Source organism: Subtercola boreus, assembly GCF_003399645.1.
Taxonomy (GTDB): Bacteria; Actinomycetota; Actinomycetes; order Actinomycetales; family Microbacteriaceae; genus Subtercola; species Subtercola boreus_A.
The window spans coordinates 1-13,462 of record NZ_NBXD01000021.1; the positions used below are offsets into that span (position 1 = coordinate 1).

Consider the following 13,462-nt stretch of genomic DNA (forward strand, 5'->3'; position numbering starts at 1 on the left):
GCGGCAGGAGGAGCTAAGCAGATGGCCCCCAACAGCAATATTCGGTGGCCCCCGAACACGCCACTGGCCAGATCGGCCGATGGCCCCCAAAGTCAATAACGATGGCCCCCACGAGCGCCAATACTCAACGGCTTTCGTGCCCGATACCGACGAGGTCATCGGCGCACTGATCGCCGCTTATCCACCGACTCTGCTTGGCAGCTCGCTCATCACCCGCACCTTCCCGGCGGCCGGCGGCAGTTCGCCCGAGGTGTTCATAGACGAGAGTTCGTTCCACGCGGTTTTCGCCGCGGACCTCACGGATACCCAGGTCTCGTCGATGGCGGTCAGCCAGCGCCCGATCGCCGCCGGCGCGTTCGCCGAGCCGCTGACAGGCATCCCCGCTTGGAAAGAAGTGCCGAGTTGGTTCATCGTGGCAACGGAGGACCGCGCTATCGACCCTGACTCTCAACGCGCCGTCGCCACCCGTATCGGCGCGACCAGGGTCGAGATTCAGGCATCCCACGCAGTCGCTGTCAGCAACCCGGCGCGGGTTGCCGACACGATCGCCGAGGTCGTCTTCTCGCTCGCCTCGCGCAAGCTGGTGCGGTCGTGATCGGCACGGGCACACGCGGGGTGGCACTCCGGGCCGCCGCACTTCTGGCAACCAGCGCCCTCGCGCTGACTATGCTGCTCCCCCACAACGTCGCGAGCGCCGCGGCCGAGGGGGCGGTCCCTCAGGCAAAGCCCACCATTGTTCTGGTGCACGGCGCGTGGGCGGACAGCTCGAGCTGGGCGCCCGTGACTCTGGCACTACAGACCGCGGGCTTCACCGTTCTCGTTCCGCCCAATCCCCTCCGCGGACTGACGTTCGATTCGGAGTATTGGACCGCCTTTTTGCAGCAAGCGACCACAGGGCCGGTGCTGCTCGTCGGTCACTCCTACGGCGGAGCTGTCATCACGAACGCCGCGCTGTCCGACCCGGACGTCGTCGGACTCGTGTACGTCGACGCCTTCGTCCCGGATGTCGGTGAGAGCGTCGGGCAGATTGTCGGCGGATCGACTTCGGCGCTCAACGTGGCCGATCCGACGACGTTGTTCTCGTTGGTCGCGTACCCGGGGGCCCCGGCGGGCGACTTCGATGCGTACCTTAAGCCGGCGGCGTTCCGCAGCCTGTTCGCGGGCGACGTTTCGAAGCCGATTGCGGATGCTCTGGGCGCCGGTCAGAAACCGATCGCGTTGAGTGCCCTCGGCGCACCGGCCACAAGCGCGGCATGGAAGACGCTCCCCAGCTGGTACGTCCTGGGGACCGCCGACCAAGTGCTTCCCCCAGCGACCCAAGCGCAGATGGCGGCCCGTGCAGGATCAATCGTGACCAAGGTCAACGCGTCACACCTCGCGATGATCTCCAAGCCTCTGGTCGTGACGAAGGTCATCATCACAGCGGCGAAAGCCGTGCCTCACAAGAATTGACTCGATGCTGGTGGGGCGACGCACACCCGCCCCACCAGTCGATCGATCGGTTTCAGGCAATCAGTCGCCGAGCGACGCCAGAGCGTAGGCCGCCACCGTGCCCGGTTCGGCGAAGTGGGCGACGAGGAGGAGCCGCGGGTCGGCAGGAACCGCCAGGTTCTGCCACTGCATCTCGACCAGGCCGAACCCCTCCACATGCGCCGTACCCACACCGTTCGGCGGCAAGCCCACATCGTGACGCCCCCAGAGTTCAGCGAACTCCGGCTGCGTCACCAATAGACGGCCCACGAGTTCGTGCAGCCGCGGATCATCCGGGTCAGCGCGCGCCCGCAACGAGGAGATGCCGATGAGCACGTGGTGGTCCCAATTGGGCAGAACTTCCTTCGTGATGTCGTGAAAAAGTGCGTCGAACAGATTCGCTCCCACATAGAAGCCGTAGGGCAGAAGCCGGTTCGCGCGGTCGTTGCACGCGAGAACGTCTTGGCAGCCGTTGATCACGTAGGCGGCCATGTGTTCGAAGCCCGCGAGAAAGTCGAACACACTGTCGTCAAGGTCTCCCGGCAGAGGCGCGAACGACCGGTGCGGCTGCGGGTCCGCGATCCGCTGCAGATGGGATGACGCCTCCTCATCCAGCAAGAGTGCCTTGGCGAGCGCCTTCAGTACCTGATTTGAGGGGTTCGTGTCACGCCCCTGCTCGAGACGCAGGTAGTAGTCGCTGCTTATACCTGCGAGATCAGCAACCTCTTCGCGGCGAAGCCCGACGACACGCCTTCCGGACTCGCTCGCCAGCCCGACATCGGTCGGACTCACAGCCTGTCGACGGGCACGCAGATAGTTGCCCAGCTCGTTGATAGCCATGGCTGAGAATACATCGACTGGACTTCATCGGCCACTGTGGCCGATCTGAGAATCCGGCCTCGACGCGGGAATTCGGGTACGCGGCAACGTGCCCCTGCGGCCACCCTTCACTGTCTCGCGCGGGTAACCTGCCTGGTCGACGCTCGAGCCGCTCCGACTTGTCCCACCAGCCGTGGCGTCGAGCCGATCGGGGGCTGAATCGCAGGCGGAGAAGGTGAACCCCGGTCGCTCAGACGGCGGGCTATGGGTCTCCACTGTTCTTGCACCGAGCACCGCTACCTGCGACGAAGCCATCCCCGGGCTCGGTCCTACTGAACGTTGGACTCGAGCAGTCCGAATTCCGCCGAGTAGCCGCCGACCGCGCGTTCAGCGAACGGCCTGGGCCGGGAGGACAACGCTGAGGGCGTCTTCCAAGCGCGAGCGGTATTCATCTCGCGTCACGGCCTGGTGTTTGATGCCGATCGAGAGGCTGATCAGCGTCCGTGCCGCTGTGGATGCAGACCGCGACAGTGTGGTTCTCTCCAGAGCCGCGGCGAGAAGGGCTTCGAATCGTGCCGGGCCGCCGAGAGCGACGGGCCCGAGAAGGTCCGGGTTGTCGGTCATGAGTGCCGCCGTGTCGTTGAGGGGACCGACGTAACGCCCGGCCCAGGCGTCGAATGCGGTGGCGATGCACTCCTGCACGGGCCGACCGGGATCCGTGAACGCTTTCTCCGCGGCGGACAGGTCGAGCTCGACGCCGCGTTCGGCGGCCTCGCGGAAGAGGCCGCTCTTGGATGCGAAAAGGAAGTACAGGCCCGGACGCGAGATCTGGGCCTCCTGCGCGACGTCGTCCATCGACGTCTTCCGGTACCCGAAACGACAGAAGGTGCGCAGAGCCGCGTCGAGCACGTCGGATCGTCGCTCGCCATCGCCGGGAATAGCATCAGCCATGAGGGAACTATACCAACTAAACACAAATGGTTAAATGTGTATAGTTCGGTCATGACTTCTTCCACCCTGATCACGACGCCGTTCACAGCGTCATCCACTACCAACGACGTCCTCCACAGCGTCGATCTGACTGGGGTTCGCGCCGTGGTCACGGGAGCCTCTTCCGGGCTCGGCATCGAAACCACTCGCGCCTTGACGGCGGCGGGGGCTGAGGTGTTCATGGCCGTTCGCAATACGGCGGCCGGAGCCGCAGTCGCAGCGGACATAGCGTCGTCGACGGGTCGTCCTGCGCCGCGGGTGCGACAGCTTGATCTCGCCGACCGTGCTTCGGTCACACGGTTCGTCGCCGCGTGGGACCAACCGCTGCATCTGCTGATCAATAACGCGGGAGTTGTGACGGGCGGCCTCGAACGAACCGTGGACGGATGGGAGTTGCAATTCGCGACGAACCATCTGGGTCACTTTGCGCTCGCTCAAGGTCTTCATTCGGCTTTGGGTAACGGTGCCGTCGAGCGGGACGGTGCCCGGATCGTGGTGCTGAGTTCCACCGCTCACATGCGCAGCGGCGTGGACTTCGACGACCTTCACTTCCTTCGCCGCGCTTATGACCCACAGATCGCGTACGCGCAGTCGAAGACCGCGAACTCCCTGTTCGCCGTCGAGGCCACGCGCCTCTGGGCGTCGGACGGCATCGTCGCCAACACCGTCAACCCGGGCGGTGTCGCCACCGGACTTCAACGCAGCTTCACTCCCGAGCAGAAAGCGTCGCTGGACGCCGCGGAGTCGGCCGGTGTGTTCGCCTACAAGACCACAGAGCAAGGAGCCGCGTCGACACTGGTCGCTGCCGTGCGACCCGAGTTCGCTCACACCGGAGGCCACTACCTCGACGATGGGCAAGAGGCCTACACCGTCCCCAACAACGCCAGTCTGGGCGACCACCCCCACGGCGTCAAGGAATGGGCCCTCGATCTGGCCCTGGCCGAGCAGCTCTGGGCAGTCAGCACAGAACTCATCCACTCGGCCTAGAGACGACCGGTGAGGCGCCGGTGGAACCGTGCGCTTCGCTCGTCGAGGCCGACGAACTCGACGGCGGTTCCGTGGGCGGCGTACTTCGTCTCGATCGCGTCGAGAGCGGCCACACTCGAGGCGTCCCAGATCTGGGCGTGGGTGAAGTCGACCACCACGAGATCGGGGTCGTCGGCGTACGAGAACCGATCGACGAGGTCGTTGCTGCTGCCGAAGAAGAGCGGGCCGGTGATGCGGTAGCGCGCTGTGCGTTCGTCATCGTCGAGGGTGCGGTCGGCGCGGATGACGTGCGCCACCCGCCGTGCGAACAGCACCATGGCGAGTACGACTCCCACGATCACGCCGAGCGCGAGGTTTCCGCTGGCTGTGACGACCACGATGGTGACCCCCATCACGATCGTCTCGGGCACGGGCATCCGTCTGAGGGTCGACGGCTTCACACTGTGCCAGTTGACCGTTGTGATGGCGACGATCATCATCACAGCGGCCAGCGCGACCATCGGAATCTGCGCCATCACACCGCTGAGCGCCGTCACGAGCAACAGCAGCACGAGTGACGCGACCACGGTGGAGATGCGCGTGCGGGCACGGCCGATCTTGACGTTCACGATCGTCTGGCCGATCATGGCGCAGCCGGCGATGCCGCCGTAGAACCCGGCCGCGATGTTCGCGACCCCGAGCGCCCACGACTCGCGACCCTTGTGCGACCGCGTCTCGGTGAGGTCGTCGACGAGCTTCGCGGTGAGCAGCGTCTCCATCAGCCCCACGAACGCCACGCTCAGCGCAGTGGGCCAGATGATCTGCAGGGTCTCGACGGTCAGCGGAACGAGGAACGGCGTGAAGCCCGGCAGCCCGCCACCCATCGGCCCCTCGTCGCCCACGTTCGGCACACTGAGGTGCGCGAACACCACGATCGCCGTCACCACGACGATGGCGACGAGGGGGGCGGGCACGGCCCTGGTGAACCGCGGCAGCACCAGGATGATGACGACGGTCAGCACGAACAGCGGATAGACCAGCCACGGCACACCCAGCAGGTGGGGCACCTGCGCCAGGAAGATGAGCACGCCGAGGGCATTGACGAACCCCAGCATCACCGACCGCGGAATGAACCGCATGAGACGGGCCAGGCCGGTCGCCCCGAACACGATCTGTACGATGCCGGCCAGGATGACGGTGGGCAGCACGTACTGCACCCCGTGATCCTTGACCAGGGGCGCGATCACCAGAGCGACGGATCCGGCCGCCGCGGTGATCATCGCGGGCCTGCCACCGAGAATCGACATCGTGAGGGCGAGCACCACGGATGCCACCAGGCTGACCTTGGGGTCGACCCCGGCGATCACCGAGAACGAGATCACCTCGGGAATGAGCGCCAGCGTCGTGACGACCCCGGCCAGAACCTCCCGGGTCAGCAGGCGGGGCGAGCGGAGCGCCGTCAACACGGACGGCGAGTCTTCGAAACGCTGTTGGGCGTGGAGGGGTGCGGGCGCAGTCATGCTCGACTCTCGAAAAGGTCTTGGGCCCGCGAACCGGACAGACAGAACGGATGCGCTCCGGCGCGCGTGCTGCCATTTTATCCCCGCGGGCCCGGCCCACGGTCAATAGGATGAAAGGCGCGCCTGGCTCACCCCCCGACAGAAACACGTACCGATGCGATTGAAGAAGTTCGTCACCGTCACCCTTCTGGCTCTCGGGCTGGCTGTGGCCGGCGCCACCTCCGCCCAGGCCGACCAGCCGGTGAACCTCGGCTCGTCGCACGTGGTCGACAGCGCGGGGGTTCTCACGAGCGGTGACAAGACCTCCATCGAGAATGCCGCCGACACGCTGTACTCCGAACACGGCGTCGATCTCTACGTCGCATTCGTCAGCGACTTCAGCTCGCCGTCGAGTGCGGCGGACTGGGCCAATACGACCGCCCAGAACAACAACCTCGGCCCCACCGACTACCTGCTCGCGGTCGCGGTCGACGGCCGGGCCTACTATCTCTCGGGCGACTCCTCCGGCCCGGTGAGCGACACCCAGCTCTCGGATATCGAGACCGGCCGCATCGAACCCCAGCTGAAGAACGAGAACTGGGCGGGCGCCGCCGTCGCGGCCGCTGACGGCCTCGGCGCCGCGGCGGGCGGGGGTTCTGGATCGGGTGGCTCGGGTTCGGGTTCTGCGGGGGTGAGCGGGGGTACCGTCGGCGCCATCGCGGTGGTGCTGGTGATCGTCTTCGTCATCGTGATCGGCATCGTCGTGATCGTGATTCTTCGCGCCCGCCGGCGCGCCCTCGCGGGGGCGGGTGGTTCCTTCGCCGGAAAGGGCACCAGCGTGGGTGCGGCTCCCCCGGCGGCCCCCGTCGTGCCGATCGAGCAGCTCGTCCGCCAGGCCGGTAGCGCGCTGGTGCAGACGGATGATGCAGTGCAGACCAGCACCGAAGAGCTCGGTTTCGCCGTGGCGCAGTACGGCCAGGCTGCGGCCCAGCCGTTCCAGGTGGCGCTCGACTCGGCGAACTCGATGCTCACGCAGGCGTTCCAGCTCAAACAGAAGCTCGACGACGCCGAACCCGACTCCGACGAGCAGACACGCCAGTGGAACAGCGACATCGTCGACCTCTGCGCGAAAGCGAACCACGTGCTCGACGAACAGGCGGAAGCCTTCGACGAGCTGCGGGAGCTGGAGAAGAACATCCCCGCCGGCATCGCGGCGGGCCGGGCGGCCTGCGACCAGATCGAGCCGCGCATCCAGACGGCCGAAGCGACGCTCGCAACGCTCGCTGGGACCTATACCGCGGCCGCGCTGTCGACGGTGCACGACAACCCGGCCGAGGCCACCGAGCGGCTCGCCTTCGCCCGCGCCGCCCTGTCCACCGCCGAACAGCAGGCGACAGCCGACCCCAGCGATGCCGCGGTCGGCGTCCGCGCCGCCGAAGAGAGCGTCGACCAGGCGACGCTGCTGCTCGACGCGGTCGATCGGGTCGGTTCCGATCTCGCCGCGGCACGCAGCCGCATCGACGCCATGATCACCAACCTCCAGCAGGATGTGGTCGACGCCCACGCCGTGGCCGCGGCCGGCGATCCGCAGGGCGCCATCACCGCGGTGGAGAACCGCACCTCCGAGGTCGTCGCGGCCGTACAGGCCCAGCTCGCCGCCGGCGCGTTCGACCCGTCGGCGGTCTCGCAGAAGCTCGAACTCGCCAACCGTGACATCGACGGCGTGCTGGGCGCGGTGCGCGGCCAGCAGGAGCAGCAGCAGCGCGCCACCACCACTCTGGGGCAGACCATCGCCTCGGCCCAGGGCCGTATCTCCGCAGCGACGGACTACATCACGGCCCGGCGGGGCGGAGTGGGGGCCGAGGCGCGCACGCGCCTGGCCGAAGCCACCAGGCTTGTGCAGAGCGCCCAGTCGCTGGCCGCGACGGATGCCACGGGTGCGCTCTCGCAGGCCCAGCGCGCCGACAGCCTCGCGGCACAGGCGATCGAATCGGCGCAGAACGATGTGGGCGAATTCACCTCGGCGAACAGCGGTTACGGCGGGGGCGGGATGTTCGGCGGCGGCCAGGGCGGCGGCCTGTTCGGCGGCGGCTCGGGCGGCAGCGGCGGCGGCGGCGGCGGCAACGGTGTGCTCGGCGCGGTGCTCGGCGGAATCATCATCAACTCCGTGTTGGGCGGCGGCGGCTCGGGCGGCGGCGGCCTCGGCGGCATGTTCGGTGGCGGCTCGGGGGGCGGTGGCGGTTTCTTCGGCGGCGGCGGGGGCGGCGGCGGACGCAGCCGCAGCGGCGGCGGACGCAGCCGCAGCGGCGGCGGATCCTTCGGCGGCAGTGCCGGCAGCTTCGGCGGCGGCGGTACCCGCTCGCGTCGCGGCGGCGGCCGGTTCTAGCCCGGACCCCCCAGCAGACGCGCGCACAACTGACCCAGAACACCCGGATCCAGATTCACCCGATCCAGACCCCCCACATCCAGACCCCCCAGATCCAGACCCACCACATCCAGACACAGAGAGAAGAGAACCATGGCAAAACAGTCCATCTTCGGCCGCATCGCGCAGCTCACGAAGGCCAACATCAACTCGCTCATCGACTCGGCGGAAGACCCCGAGAAGATGCTCGACCAGATGGTTCGCGACTACACGAACAGCATCGCTGACGCCGAGAGCGCCATCGCCGAGACGATCGGAAACCTCCGGCTCGCTGAAGACGACCACAAAGAAGATGTCGAGGCCGCAGCATCCTGGGGCTCGAAGGCACTCGCAGCCAGCCGCAAGGCCGACGAATTCCGCGCGGCGGGCGGCGAGGGCACCGTGGCCGACGCCGACAGGTTCGACGCGCTGGCGAAGATCGCGCTGCAGCGCCAGATCCAGAGCGAAAACGAAGCGAAAGACGCTGAGCCGCAGATCGCGTCGCAGACCGAGATCGTCGACAAGCTGAAGACCGGCCTGAACACGATGAAGGAGAAGCTCCAGCAGCTGAAGTCGAAGCGCAGCGAACTCGTCGCCCGATCGAAGAGCGCAGCCGCCCAGACCCAGGTGATGGATGCGGTCAAGAGCATCGACATCCTCGACCCGACCAGCGAGGTCAGCCGCTTCGAAGACAAGATCCGTCGCGAAGAGGCGAAGGTGCGGGGCGCGAGCGAACTCGCCGCCTCGAGCCTCGACTCGCAGTTCGACCAGCTCGACGACCTCGGTGAGCTCACCGAGGTGGATGCCCGGCTGGCCGCGCTCAAGGCCGGCGGCTCATCCGCCCAGACGTCGATCGGCCAGTAGCAGAGCCGCCGGCGGTCACCCCTCGGTGGTCGTCGGCAGGCCGGCCTCGCGCCAGGCGGCCGTGCCGCCCTCGATGTTCGTGGCGGTGCGACCCTGGCGCTCGAGGGCGGTCGTGGCGCGCGCACTGCGGCCACCCATTTCGCAGATGACGTGCAGCGGCCCCTCGGGGAGGTCGGCGCCCGGGAGCGAGCCGAGCGGCACGTTGATCGCTCCCGGTACGTGCCCGGACGCGAACTCGTCGGGCTCGCGAACGTCGATGACGACGGGCGAGGGAAGGGCGGCCAGCTGGGTGACAGTGATCTCGTTCATGGCTCCATCCTCCCAGCACCCCGGGGCTCACGCAGCCGGTCCGGCTGGATGTTCGCTGATAGCAGGCCTAGCAGGTTCTGGCCCAAAAGCGAGGGGTGGTCTGCACCGGCGACCCCGGCGTAACGTCGGTGCTGTTTGGAATTTGCCATCACTGAAGGAGTCATTCGAAATGCCCCAGGTCATCGAAACCGTCGACGTCAACGTTCCCGTCACCGTCGCCTACAACCAGTGGACCCAGTTCGAGGAGTTCCCGAAATTCCTCGATGAGGTCGAATCGATCAAGCAGGAGACCGAGACCCTCACCGTCTGGAAGGTCAAGGTCGGCCCCGTCGAGAAGACGTTCGAAGCCAACATCACCGAGCAGCACCCCGACGAGCGCGTCGCGTGGACCAGCACCGGCGGCGAGGTCGACCACGCCGGCGTCGTCACGTTCCACAAGTTGAGCGACGACGAGACCCGCGTCACCGTGCAGCTCGACTGGGAGGCCCAGGGCTTTCTCGAGAAGCTCGGCGGGGCCCTCGGCGCCGACAACCACGCGGTGAAGAAAGACCTGAAGAACTTTAAGGAGTACATCGAGAAGAAGGGCTCCGCAGACGGCGCCTGGCGCGGCGACGTCAAGGCGTAGGCTTTCACGCATGAACCCCCGGCGACTGTCATGGTCGCCGGGGTTCTCTCGTTTTTTGAGGTTCTTCGGCGCCCTGCTGCTCGCTGGCGCGGTCACGGCGATCTGGTCGTTGCGCCTCACCTCGCGGGCCGACGTCTACCTCAGCGAGATGGGTGCTCCGGATGCCCCGGCCGCCCCGCTGTTCAACACCGCCCTGCTCCTGCTGGCCATCGGCGGCATCCTCGTGGCGGTTGCCCGGCGTCGTACGCGCTCCAGCGTCGGCGTTCTCGGAGCCTGGACGGTCTCGGCCACGCTGGTGTTCGCGTGCCTCTCGATCGCTGTCGCCTCTCGTGTGACGTGCACCCCCGGCTGCCCGGTGCCGTTCACCGCCGGGTCGACCGCGGCCGACGTGGTGCACACGCTCTTCGCCACCCTCGGGTTCGGCGGGGTGGGGCTGGCGATCATCCAGGCGGCATTCGCCCCGGGCCTCAGGGCCCTCCACCCGGTGTCGATCGCGAGCGGAGCACTGATCATCCTGCTGTCCGGCACCGGCGGGCTGCTCTCGATCTTCCACTACCGGGTCGATCTGGGGGGCTGGCTCGAATTGGCGGCTGCGACGATCGCCCTGCTCTGGGTCATCGCGTTCGCCCTGGTTCCCGCCGGGGTCAGCGGTTCGAGCGCACCCACTCCAGCAGTTGCTCCACCGGCCACGTCGTGATGATGCGCTCGGCCGGCACCTGGTTCTGCGCTGCACGCTCGATGCCGTAGTCGAGCAGTCCCAGCTGGCCCGGGGCGTGCGCGTCGGAGTCGATGCTGAAGAAACACCCCGCTGCGAGCGCCACGGCGATCAACTCGTCAGGTGGATCCTGGCGCTCGGGCCGGGCGTTGATCTCCACGGCGACACCGTTCTCCGCGCAGGCCGCGAACACCCGCTCCGCATCGAACTCCGAGGGCGGCCGCGTTCCGCGTGAGCCCTCCACGAGCCGGCCCGTGCAGTGGCCGAGAATGCTCGTGTGCCGGTCGGTGATGGCCCCGAGCATCCGTTCGGTCATGGTGCGCCGGTCGGCGCGCAGGTGAGAGTGGATGCTCGCCACAACCACATCGAGGCGATCGAGCAGTTCGGGGGTCTGGTCGAGAGCGCCGTCGTCGAGGATGTCGACCTCGATGCCGCTCAGCAGTCGGAGGCCGTCTGTTGCCTCGTCGAGCCCGGCGACGACGTCGAGCTGCTCGGTCAGGCGTTCAGCGGTGAGACCGTGGGCGACGGTGAGGTGGGGCGAGTGGTCGGTGAGGGCGAGGTACTCGCGGCCGAGCGAGACGGCGGCGTCGACCATGAGAGGGATGCGGGTGGTTCCGTCGCTCCAGTCGCTATGCGAGTGCAGGTCGCCCCGCACCAGCTCCGCGAGAGCGCGCCCGGCGTCGCTGAGCGGACTGGTTTGGGCGTCGCGCAGCTTCTGCAACCGGTCGGGAACGTCGCCGTCGAGCGACTGCCGGATGACCTCGAGTGTGCTCGCGCCGATGCCCTTCGTCGCCTTCAGCCGGCCGTCACCGGCCCGCACCCGGAGTTCGGCGGGGCTCCACACCCCGACCGTGTCGGCCGCCCGCCGGAATGCCTGCACCTTGAACTGCGGCGCCCGGTCGCGTTCGAGCCGGAAGGCGATCTCGTTGAGGGCATCGGTCGCATCCATTCCCCCATTCTGCGCCCTCGGGCTGCAGCCCCCTCGCACCTCCACAACCGACCCATCGCGAGGCCTTCGGCCACACGCACATCCGTCCGTCGGGGTGACGCCTGTGAACGGACACGATCTCCGGCATCCGCCGCACATCTGAGCGCGGATGCCCGAAACCGTGTCCGTTCCCGCCAGCCGCCCTCCCGGGACCGCAGCGCGGGCTCGGCGGTGCGGTCCCACGGGGGGGGCGGGCGCGGGTCAGGCCGGCAGGGTGCCCCAGGTAGCGGAGGAGCCGGCGGGCGAGACGGCCTGGGCACGTTCCACGGGTTGCCGTCACGGAGTTGCGGCGGGAGGAGCTGCTGGGGGGCGTCCTGGAAGGTGACCGCGCGGAGGAAGCGGGTGATGGCCGCCGAACCGACCGAGGTTCCGCCGTCGCCCGTGGTGGCGGGGTAGGGGCCTCCGTGCTGCATCGCCGGGGTGACCGCGACGCCGGTGGGCCAGCCGCCGAAGAGCACCCGGCCACTGGTCTCGCTGAGCACGGAGACGAACTCGCTCACCAGCGGTGAGGTGTCGCCCTCCCCGAGGAAGACCGTCGCCGTGAGGTTGCCCGGAAAGAGTTCGGCCGCGAGCGTCGCCAACTCGGAGACGTCGTCGTACGAGACCACCACCGACAGGGGCCCGAACGCCTCGTCGAGCACAGCCGATCCAGCGGCGGCGAGGGCCGCGACGGTGGTGGAGGCGACGGTCGGCGTCACCCAGCCCTGCTCGTCGTCGTCGAGTCGGAGCTGCCCGTCGACGACGGTGCTCACCCCGTGCATGCTGAGTACAGTGTGCTGGCGGGCGGTGAAACCCGACGCGATCTGCGGGTTGAGCATCCGGTGCTCGGGCACTGCGGCGACGCCTTCCGCCACGGCGGCGGCGAGGTCGACGGCGGCGGCTGACGGCACGAAGATGAAGCCCGGCTTCGTGCAGAGCTGGCCAGCCGATCCGGAGATGCTCGCCGCGAACCCGGCCCCGATCGCTGCCGCGTCGGAGGCAGCGGACGGGAACACGAACACCGGGTTCACGCTGCCGAGCTCCCCGTAGAACGGGATCGGGCGCGGGCGGGCGGCGGCGACATCCGCGAGGAGACGCCCGGCGCGAAGGGAGCCGGTGAACGATCCTGCGCGGACGCGGTCGTCTTTCAACAGGGCAACGCCCGCCTCCTGCCCCAGCGCGAGCTGGAACACACCGTCGGGCATCCCGGCGCCGGCCAGGGCTTCGGCGACGATCTCCGCGGTGCGGAGCGAGAGCTGAGGATGCCCGGGGTGGGCCTTCACGATCACCGGGCAGCCGGCGGCCAGGGCCGCGGCGGTGTCGCCGCCCGCCACCGAGAACGCGAAAGGGAAGTTGCTGCCGGCGAAGTTCAGCCCGGGCCCGAGCGGCACCAGGGTGCGGCGGAGGTCGGGTCGGGCGCCGAGCACGAAGGCGGGGTCGGCGGGGTCGATCCGGGCGTCGAGGTAGGCACCGTCGACGATGGTCGAGGCGAACAGCTTGAGCTGCACCACGGTGCGCTTCAGCTCGCCCGTCAGGCGCGGTCGGGCGAGGCCGGTCTCCTGCATCGCGGTGTCGACCAGCTCATCACCGGCCGCAGCGAGAGCGTCGCCGACAGCGACCAGCGCTCGCGCGCGGTCGCGGGGTGAGGTCTGCGCGAAGGCTCGGCTCGCCGCGGCCGCCCTCGAGGCGAGCGCCTCCACGTCGTCAGCCGGCAGGGTGGTGCCGTCGTCGGCGTGCGCGGTAGCCGGGGTGGTGGCGTCAGTCATGTGGAACTCCTCGGAGGGGGTGGTGCGAGATGACGCAGCGATGCGCGGGGCGCGCGGGCCGCGCCCCG

At 68.4% G+C, this 13,462-nt stretch carries 12 protein-coding genes and 1 pseudogene; 7 read left to right on the forward strand and 6 right to left on the reverse strand.

Annotated elements, in window-relative coordinates; genetic code table 11:
- Positions 1–79: 79 nt before the first annotated feature.
- Together B7R24_RS10935 and B7R24_RS10940 are read left to right on the forward strand one after the other, a co-directional pair.
- On the forward strand, positions 80–595 hold the full coding sequence (locus tag B7R24_RS10935; protein WP_147304018.1) for an alpha/beta fold hydrolase: 516 nt from the start codon (positions 80–82) through the stop codon (positions 593–595).
- On the forward strand, positions 592–1,452 hold the full coding sequence (locus tag B7R24_RS10940) for an alpha/beta fold hydrolase (RefSeq protein WP_253259417.1): 861 nt from the start codon (positions 592–594) through the stop codon (positions 1,450–1,452). The genes B7R24_RS10935 and B7R24_RS10940 overlap by 4 nt, the downstream gene beginning before the upstream one ends.
- A 60-nt stretch (positions 1,453–1,512) precedes the next feature.
- On the opposite strand, the gene B7R24_RS10945 is transcribed toward B7R24_RS10940, so the two are convergent.
- Together B7R24_RS10945 and B7R24_RS10950 are read right to left on the reverse strand one after the other, a co-directional pair.
- Complete coding sequence (locus B7R24_RS10945) at positions 1,513–2,310, reverse strand: helix-turn-helix transcriptional regulator (protein ID WP_116419017.1); 798 nt, start codon at positions 2,308–2,310, stop codon at positions 1,513–1,515.
- A gap of 366 nt (positions 2,311–2,676) precedes the next feature.
- Positions 2,677–3,240 carry a TetR/AcrR family transcriptional regulator gene (locus B7R24_RS10950; protein WP_116419018.1) on the reverse strand — a complete coding sequence of 188 codons (564 nt, stop codon included), beginning with the start codon at positions 3,238–3,240 and terminating at the stop codon, positions 2,677–2,679.
- Positions 3,241–3,291: 51 nt separating this feature from the next.
- Between B7R24_RS10950 and B7R24_RS10955 the strand changes: the two genes are divergently transcribed.
- Positions 3,292–4,266 carry an SDR family NAD(P)-dependent oxidoreductase gene (locus B7R24_RS10955; RefSeq protein WP_116419019.1) on the forward strand — a complete coding sequence of 325 codons (975 nt, stop codon included), beginning with the start codon at positions 3,292–3,294 and terminating at the stop codon, positions 4,264–4,266.
- Here B7R24_RS10955 and B7R24_RS10960 read toward each other — a convergent pair.
- Entirely contained in the window at positions 4,263–5,765 is a 1,503-nt protein-coding gene (locus B7R24_RS10960; protein WP_116419020.1) for a SulP family inorganic anion transporter, read from the reverse strand. The two genes, B7R24_RS10955 and B7R24_RS10960, sit on opposite strands and share 4 nt — an antisense overlap.
- Before the next feature lie 154 nt (positions 5,766–5,919).
- Here B7R24_RS10960 and B7R24_RS10965 point away from each other — a divergent pair, with 154 nt between their 5' ends.
- Both B7R24_RS10965 and B7R24_RS10970 read left to right on the forward strand, forming a co-directional pair.
- The gene (locus B7R24_RS10965; protein WP_116419021.1) at positions 5,920–8,130 is read left to right on the forward strand and encodes a TPM domain-containing protein; all 2,211 of its coding nucleotides are present in this window, start codon (positions 5,920–5,922) and stop codon (positions 8,128–8,130) included.
- Between the two features lie 132 nt (positions 8,131–8,262).
- Entirely contained in the window at positions 8,263–9,012 is a 750-nt protein-coding gene (locus tag B7R24_RS10970; protein ID WP_116419022.1) for a PspA/IM30 family protein, read from the forward strand.
- A 15-nt stretch (positions 9,013–9,027) separates the two neighbouring features.
- Here B7R24_RS10970 and B7R24_RS10975 read toward each other — a convergent pair whose 3' ends face one another.
- On the reverse strand, positions 9,028–9,321 hold the full coding sequence (locus tag B7R24_RS10975) for a rhodanese-like domain-containing protein (protein ID WP_116419023.1): 294 nt from the start codon (positions 9,319–9,321) through the stop codon (positions 9,028–9,030).
- Between the two features lie 169 nt (positions 9,322–9,490).
- Between B7R24_RS10975 and B7R24_RS10980 the strand changes: the two genes are divergently transcribed.
- Together B7R24_RS10980 and B7R24_RS10985 are read left to right on the forward strand one after the other, a co-directional pair.
- Entirely contained in the window at positions 9,491–9,946 is a 456-nt protein-coding gene (locus tag B7R24_RS10980; RefSeq protein WP_116419024.1) for an SRPBCC family protein, read from the forward strand.
- 10 nt (positions 9,947–9,956) lie between these two features.
- Entirely contained in the window at positions 9,957–10,643 is a 687-nt protein-coding gene (locus B7R24_RS10985) for a DUF998 domain-containing protein (RefSeq protein WP_116419025.1), read from the forward strand.
- Here B7R24_RS10985 and B7R24_RS10990 read toward each other — a convergent pair.
- Both B7R24_RS10990 and B7R24_RS10995 read right to left on the reverse strand, forming a co-directional pair.
- Positions 10,591–11,610, reverse strand: a complete 1,020-nt coding sequence (locus B7R24_RS10990; protein WP_116419026.1) for a PHP domain-containing protein — start codon at positions 11,608–11,610, stop codon at positions 10,591–10,593. The genes B7R24_RS10985 and B7R24_RS10990 overlap by 53 nt on opposite strands.
- Positions 11,611–12,272: 662 nt before the next feature.
- A pseudogene (locus B7R24_RS10995) lies at positions 12,273–13,394 on the reverse strand (aldehyde dehydrogenase family protein); the annotation flags it as partial.
- Between the last annotated feature and the right edge of the window lie 68 nt (positions 13,395–13,462).

Excerpts from the sequence above, each read along its gene's own strand:
- B7R24_RS10935 (WP_147304018.1), top strand. The coding sequence starts at position 80 with ATGGCCCCCAAAGTCAATAACGATGGCCCCCACGAGCGCCAATACTCA.
- B7R24_RS10945 (WP_116419017.1), bottom strand. The coding sequence starts at position 2,310 with ATGGCTATCAACGAGCTGGGCAACTATCTGCGTGCCCGTCGACAGGCT.
- B7R24_RS10950 (WP_116419018.1), bottom strand. The coding sequence starts at position 3,240 with ATGGCTGATGCTATTCCCGGCGATGGCGAGCGACGATCCGACGTGCTC.
- B7R24_RS10955 (WP_116419019.1), top strand. The coding sequence starts at position 3,292 with ATGACTTCTTCCACCCTGATCACGACGCCGTTCACAGCGTCATCCACT.
- B7R24_RS10960 (WP_116419020.1), bottom strand. The coding sequence starts at position 5,765 with ATGACTGCGCCCGCACCCCTCCACGCCCAACAGCGTTTCGAAGACTCG.
- B7R24_RS10965 (WP_116419021.1), top strand. The coding sequence starts at position 5,920 with ATGCGATTGAAGAAGTTCGTCACCGTCACCCTTCTGGCTCTCGGGCTG.
- B7R24_RS10970 (WP_116419022.1), top strand. The coding sequence starts at position 8,263 with ATGGCAAAACAGTCCATCTTCGGCCGCATCGCGCAGCTCACGAAGGCC.
- B7R24_RS10975 (WP_116419023.1), bottom strand. The coding sequence starts at position 9,321 with ATGAACGAGATCACTGTCACCCAGCTGGCCGCCCTTCCCTCGCCCGTC.
- B7R24_RS10980 (WP_116419024.1), top strand. The coding sequence starts at position 9,491 with ATGCCCCAGGTCATCGAAACCGTCGACGTCAACGTTCCCGTCACCGTC.
- B7R24_RS10985 (WP_116419025.1), top strand. The coding sequence starts at position 9,957 with ATGAACCCCCGGCGACTGTCATGGTCGCCGGGGTTCTCTCGTTTTTTG.
- B7R24_RS10990 (WP_116419026.1), bottom strand. The coding sequence starts at position 11,610 with ATGGATGCGACCGATGCCCTCAACGAGATCGCCTTCCGGCTCGAACGC.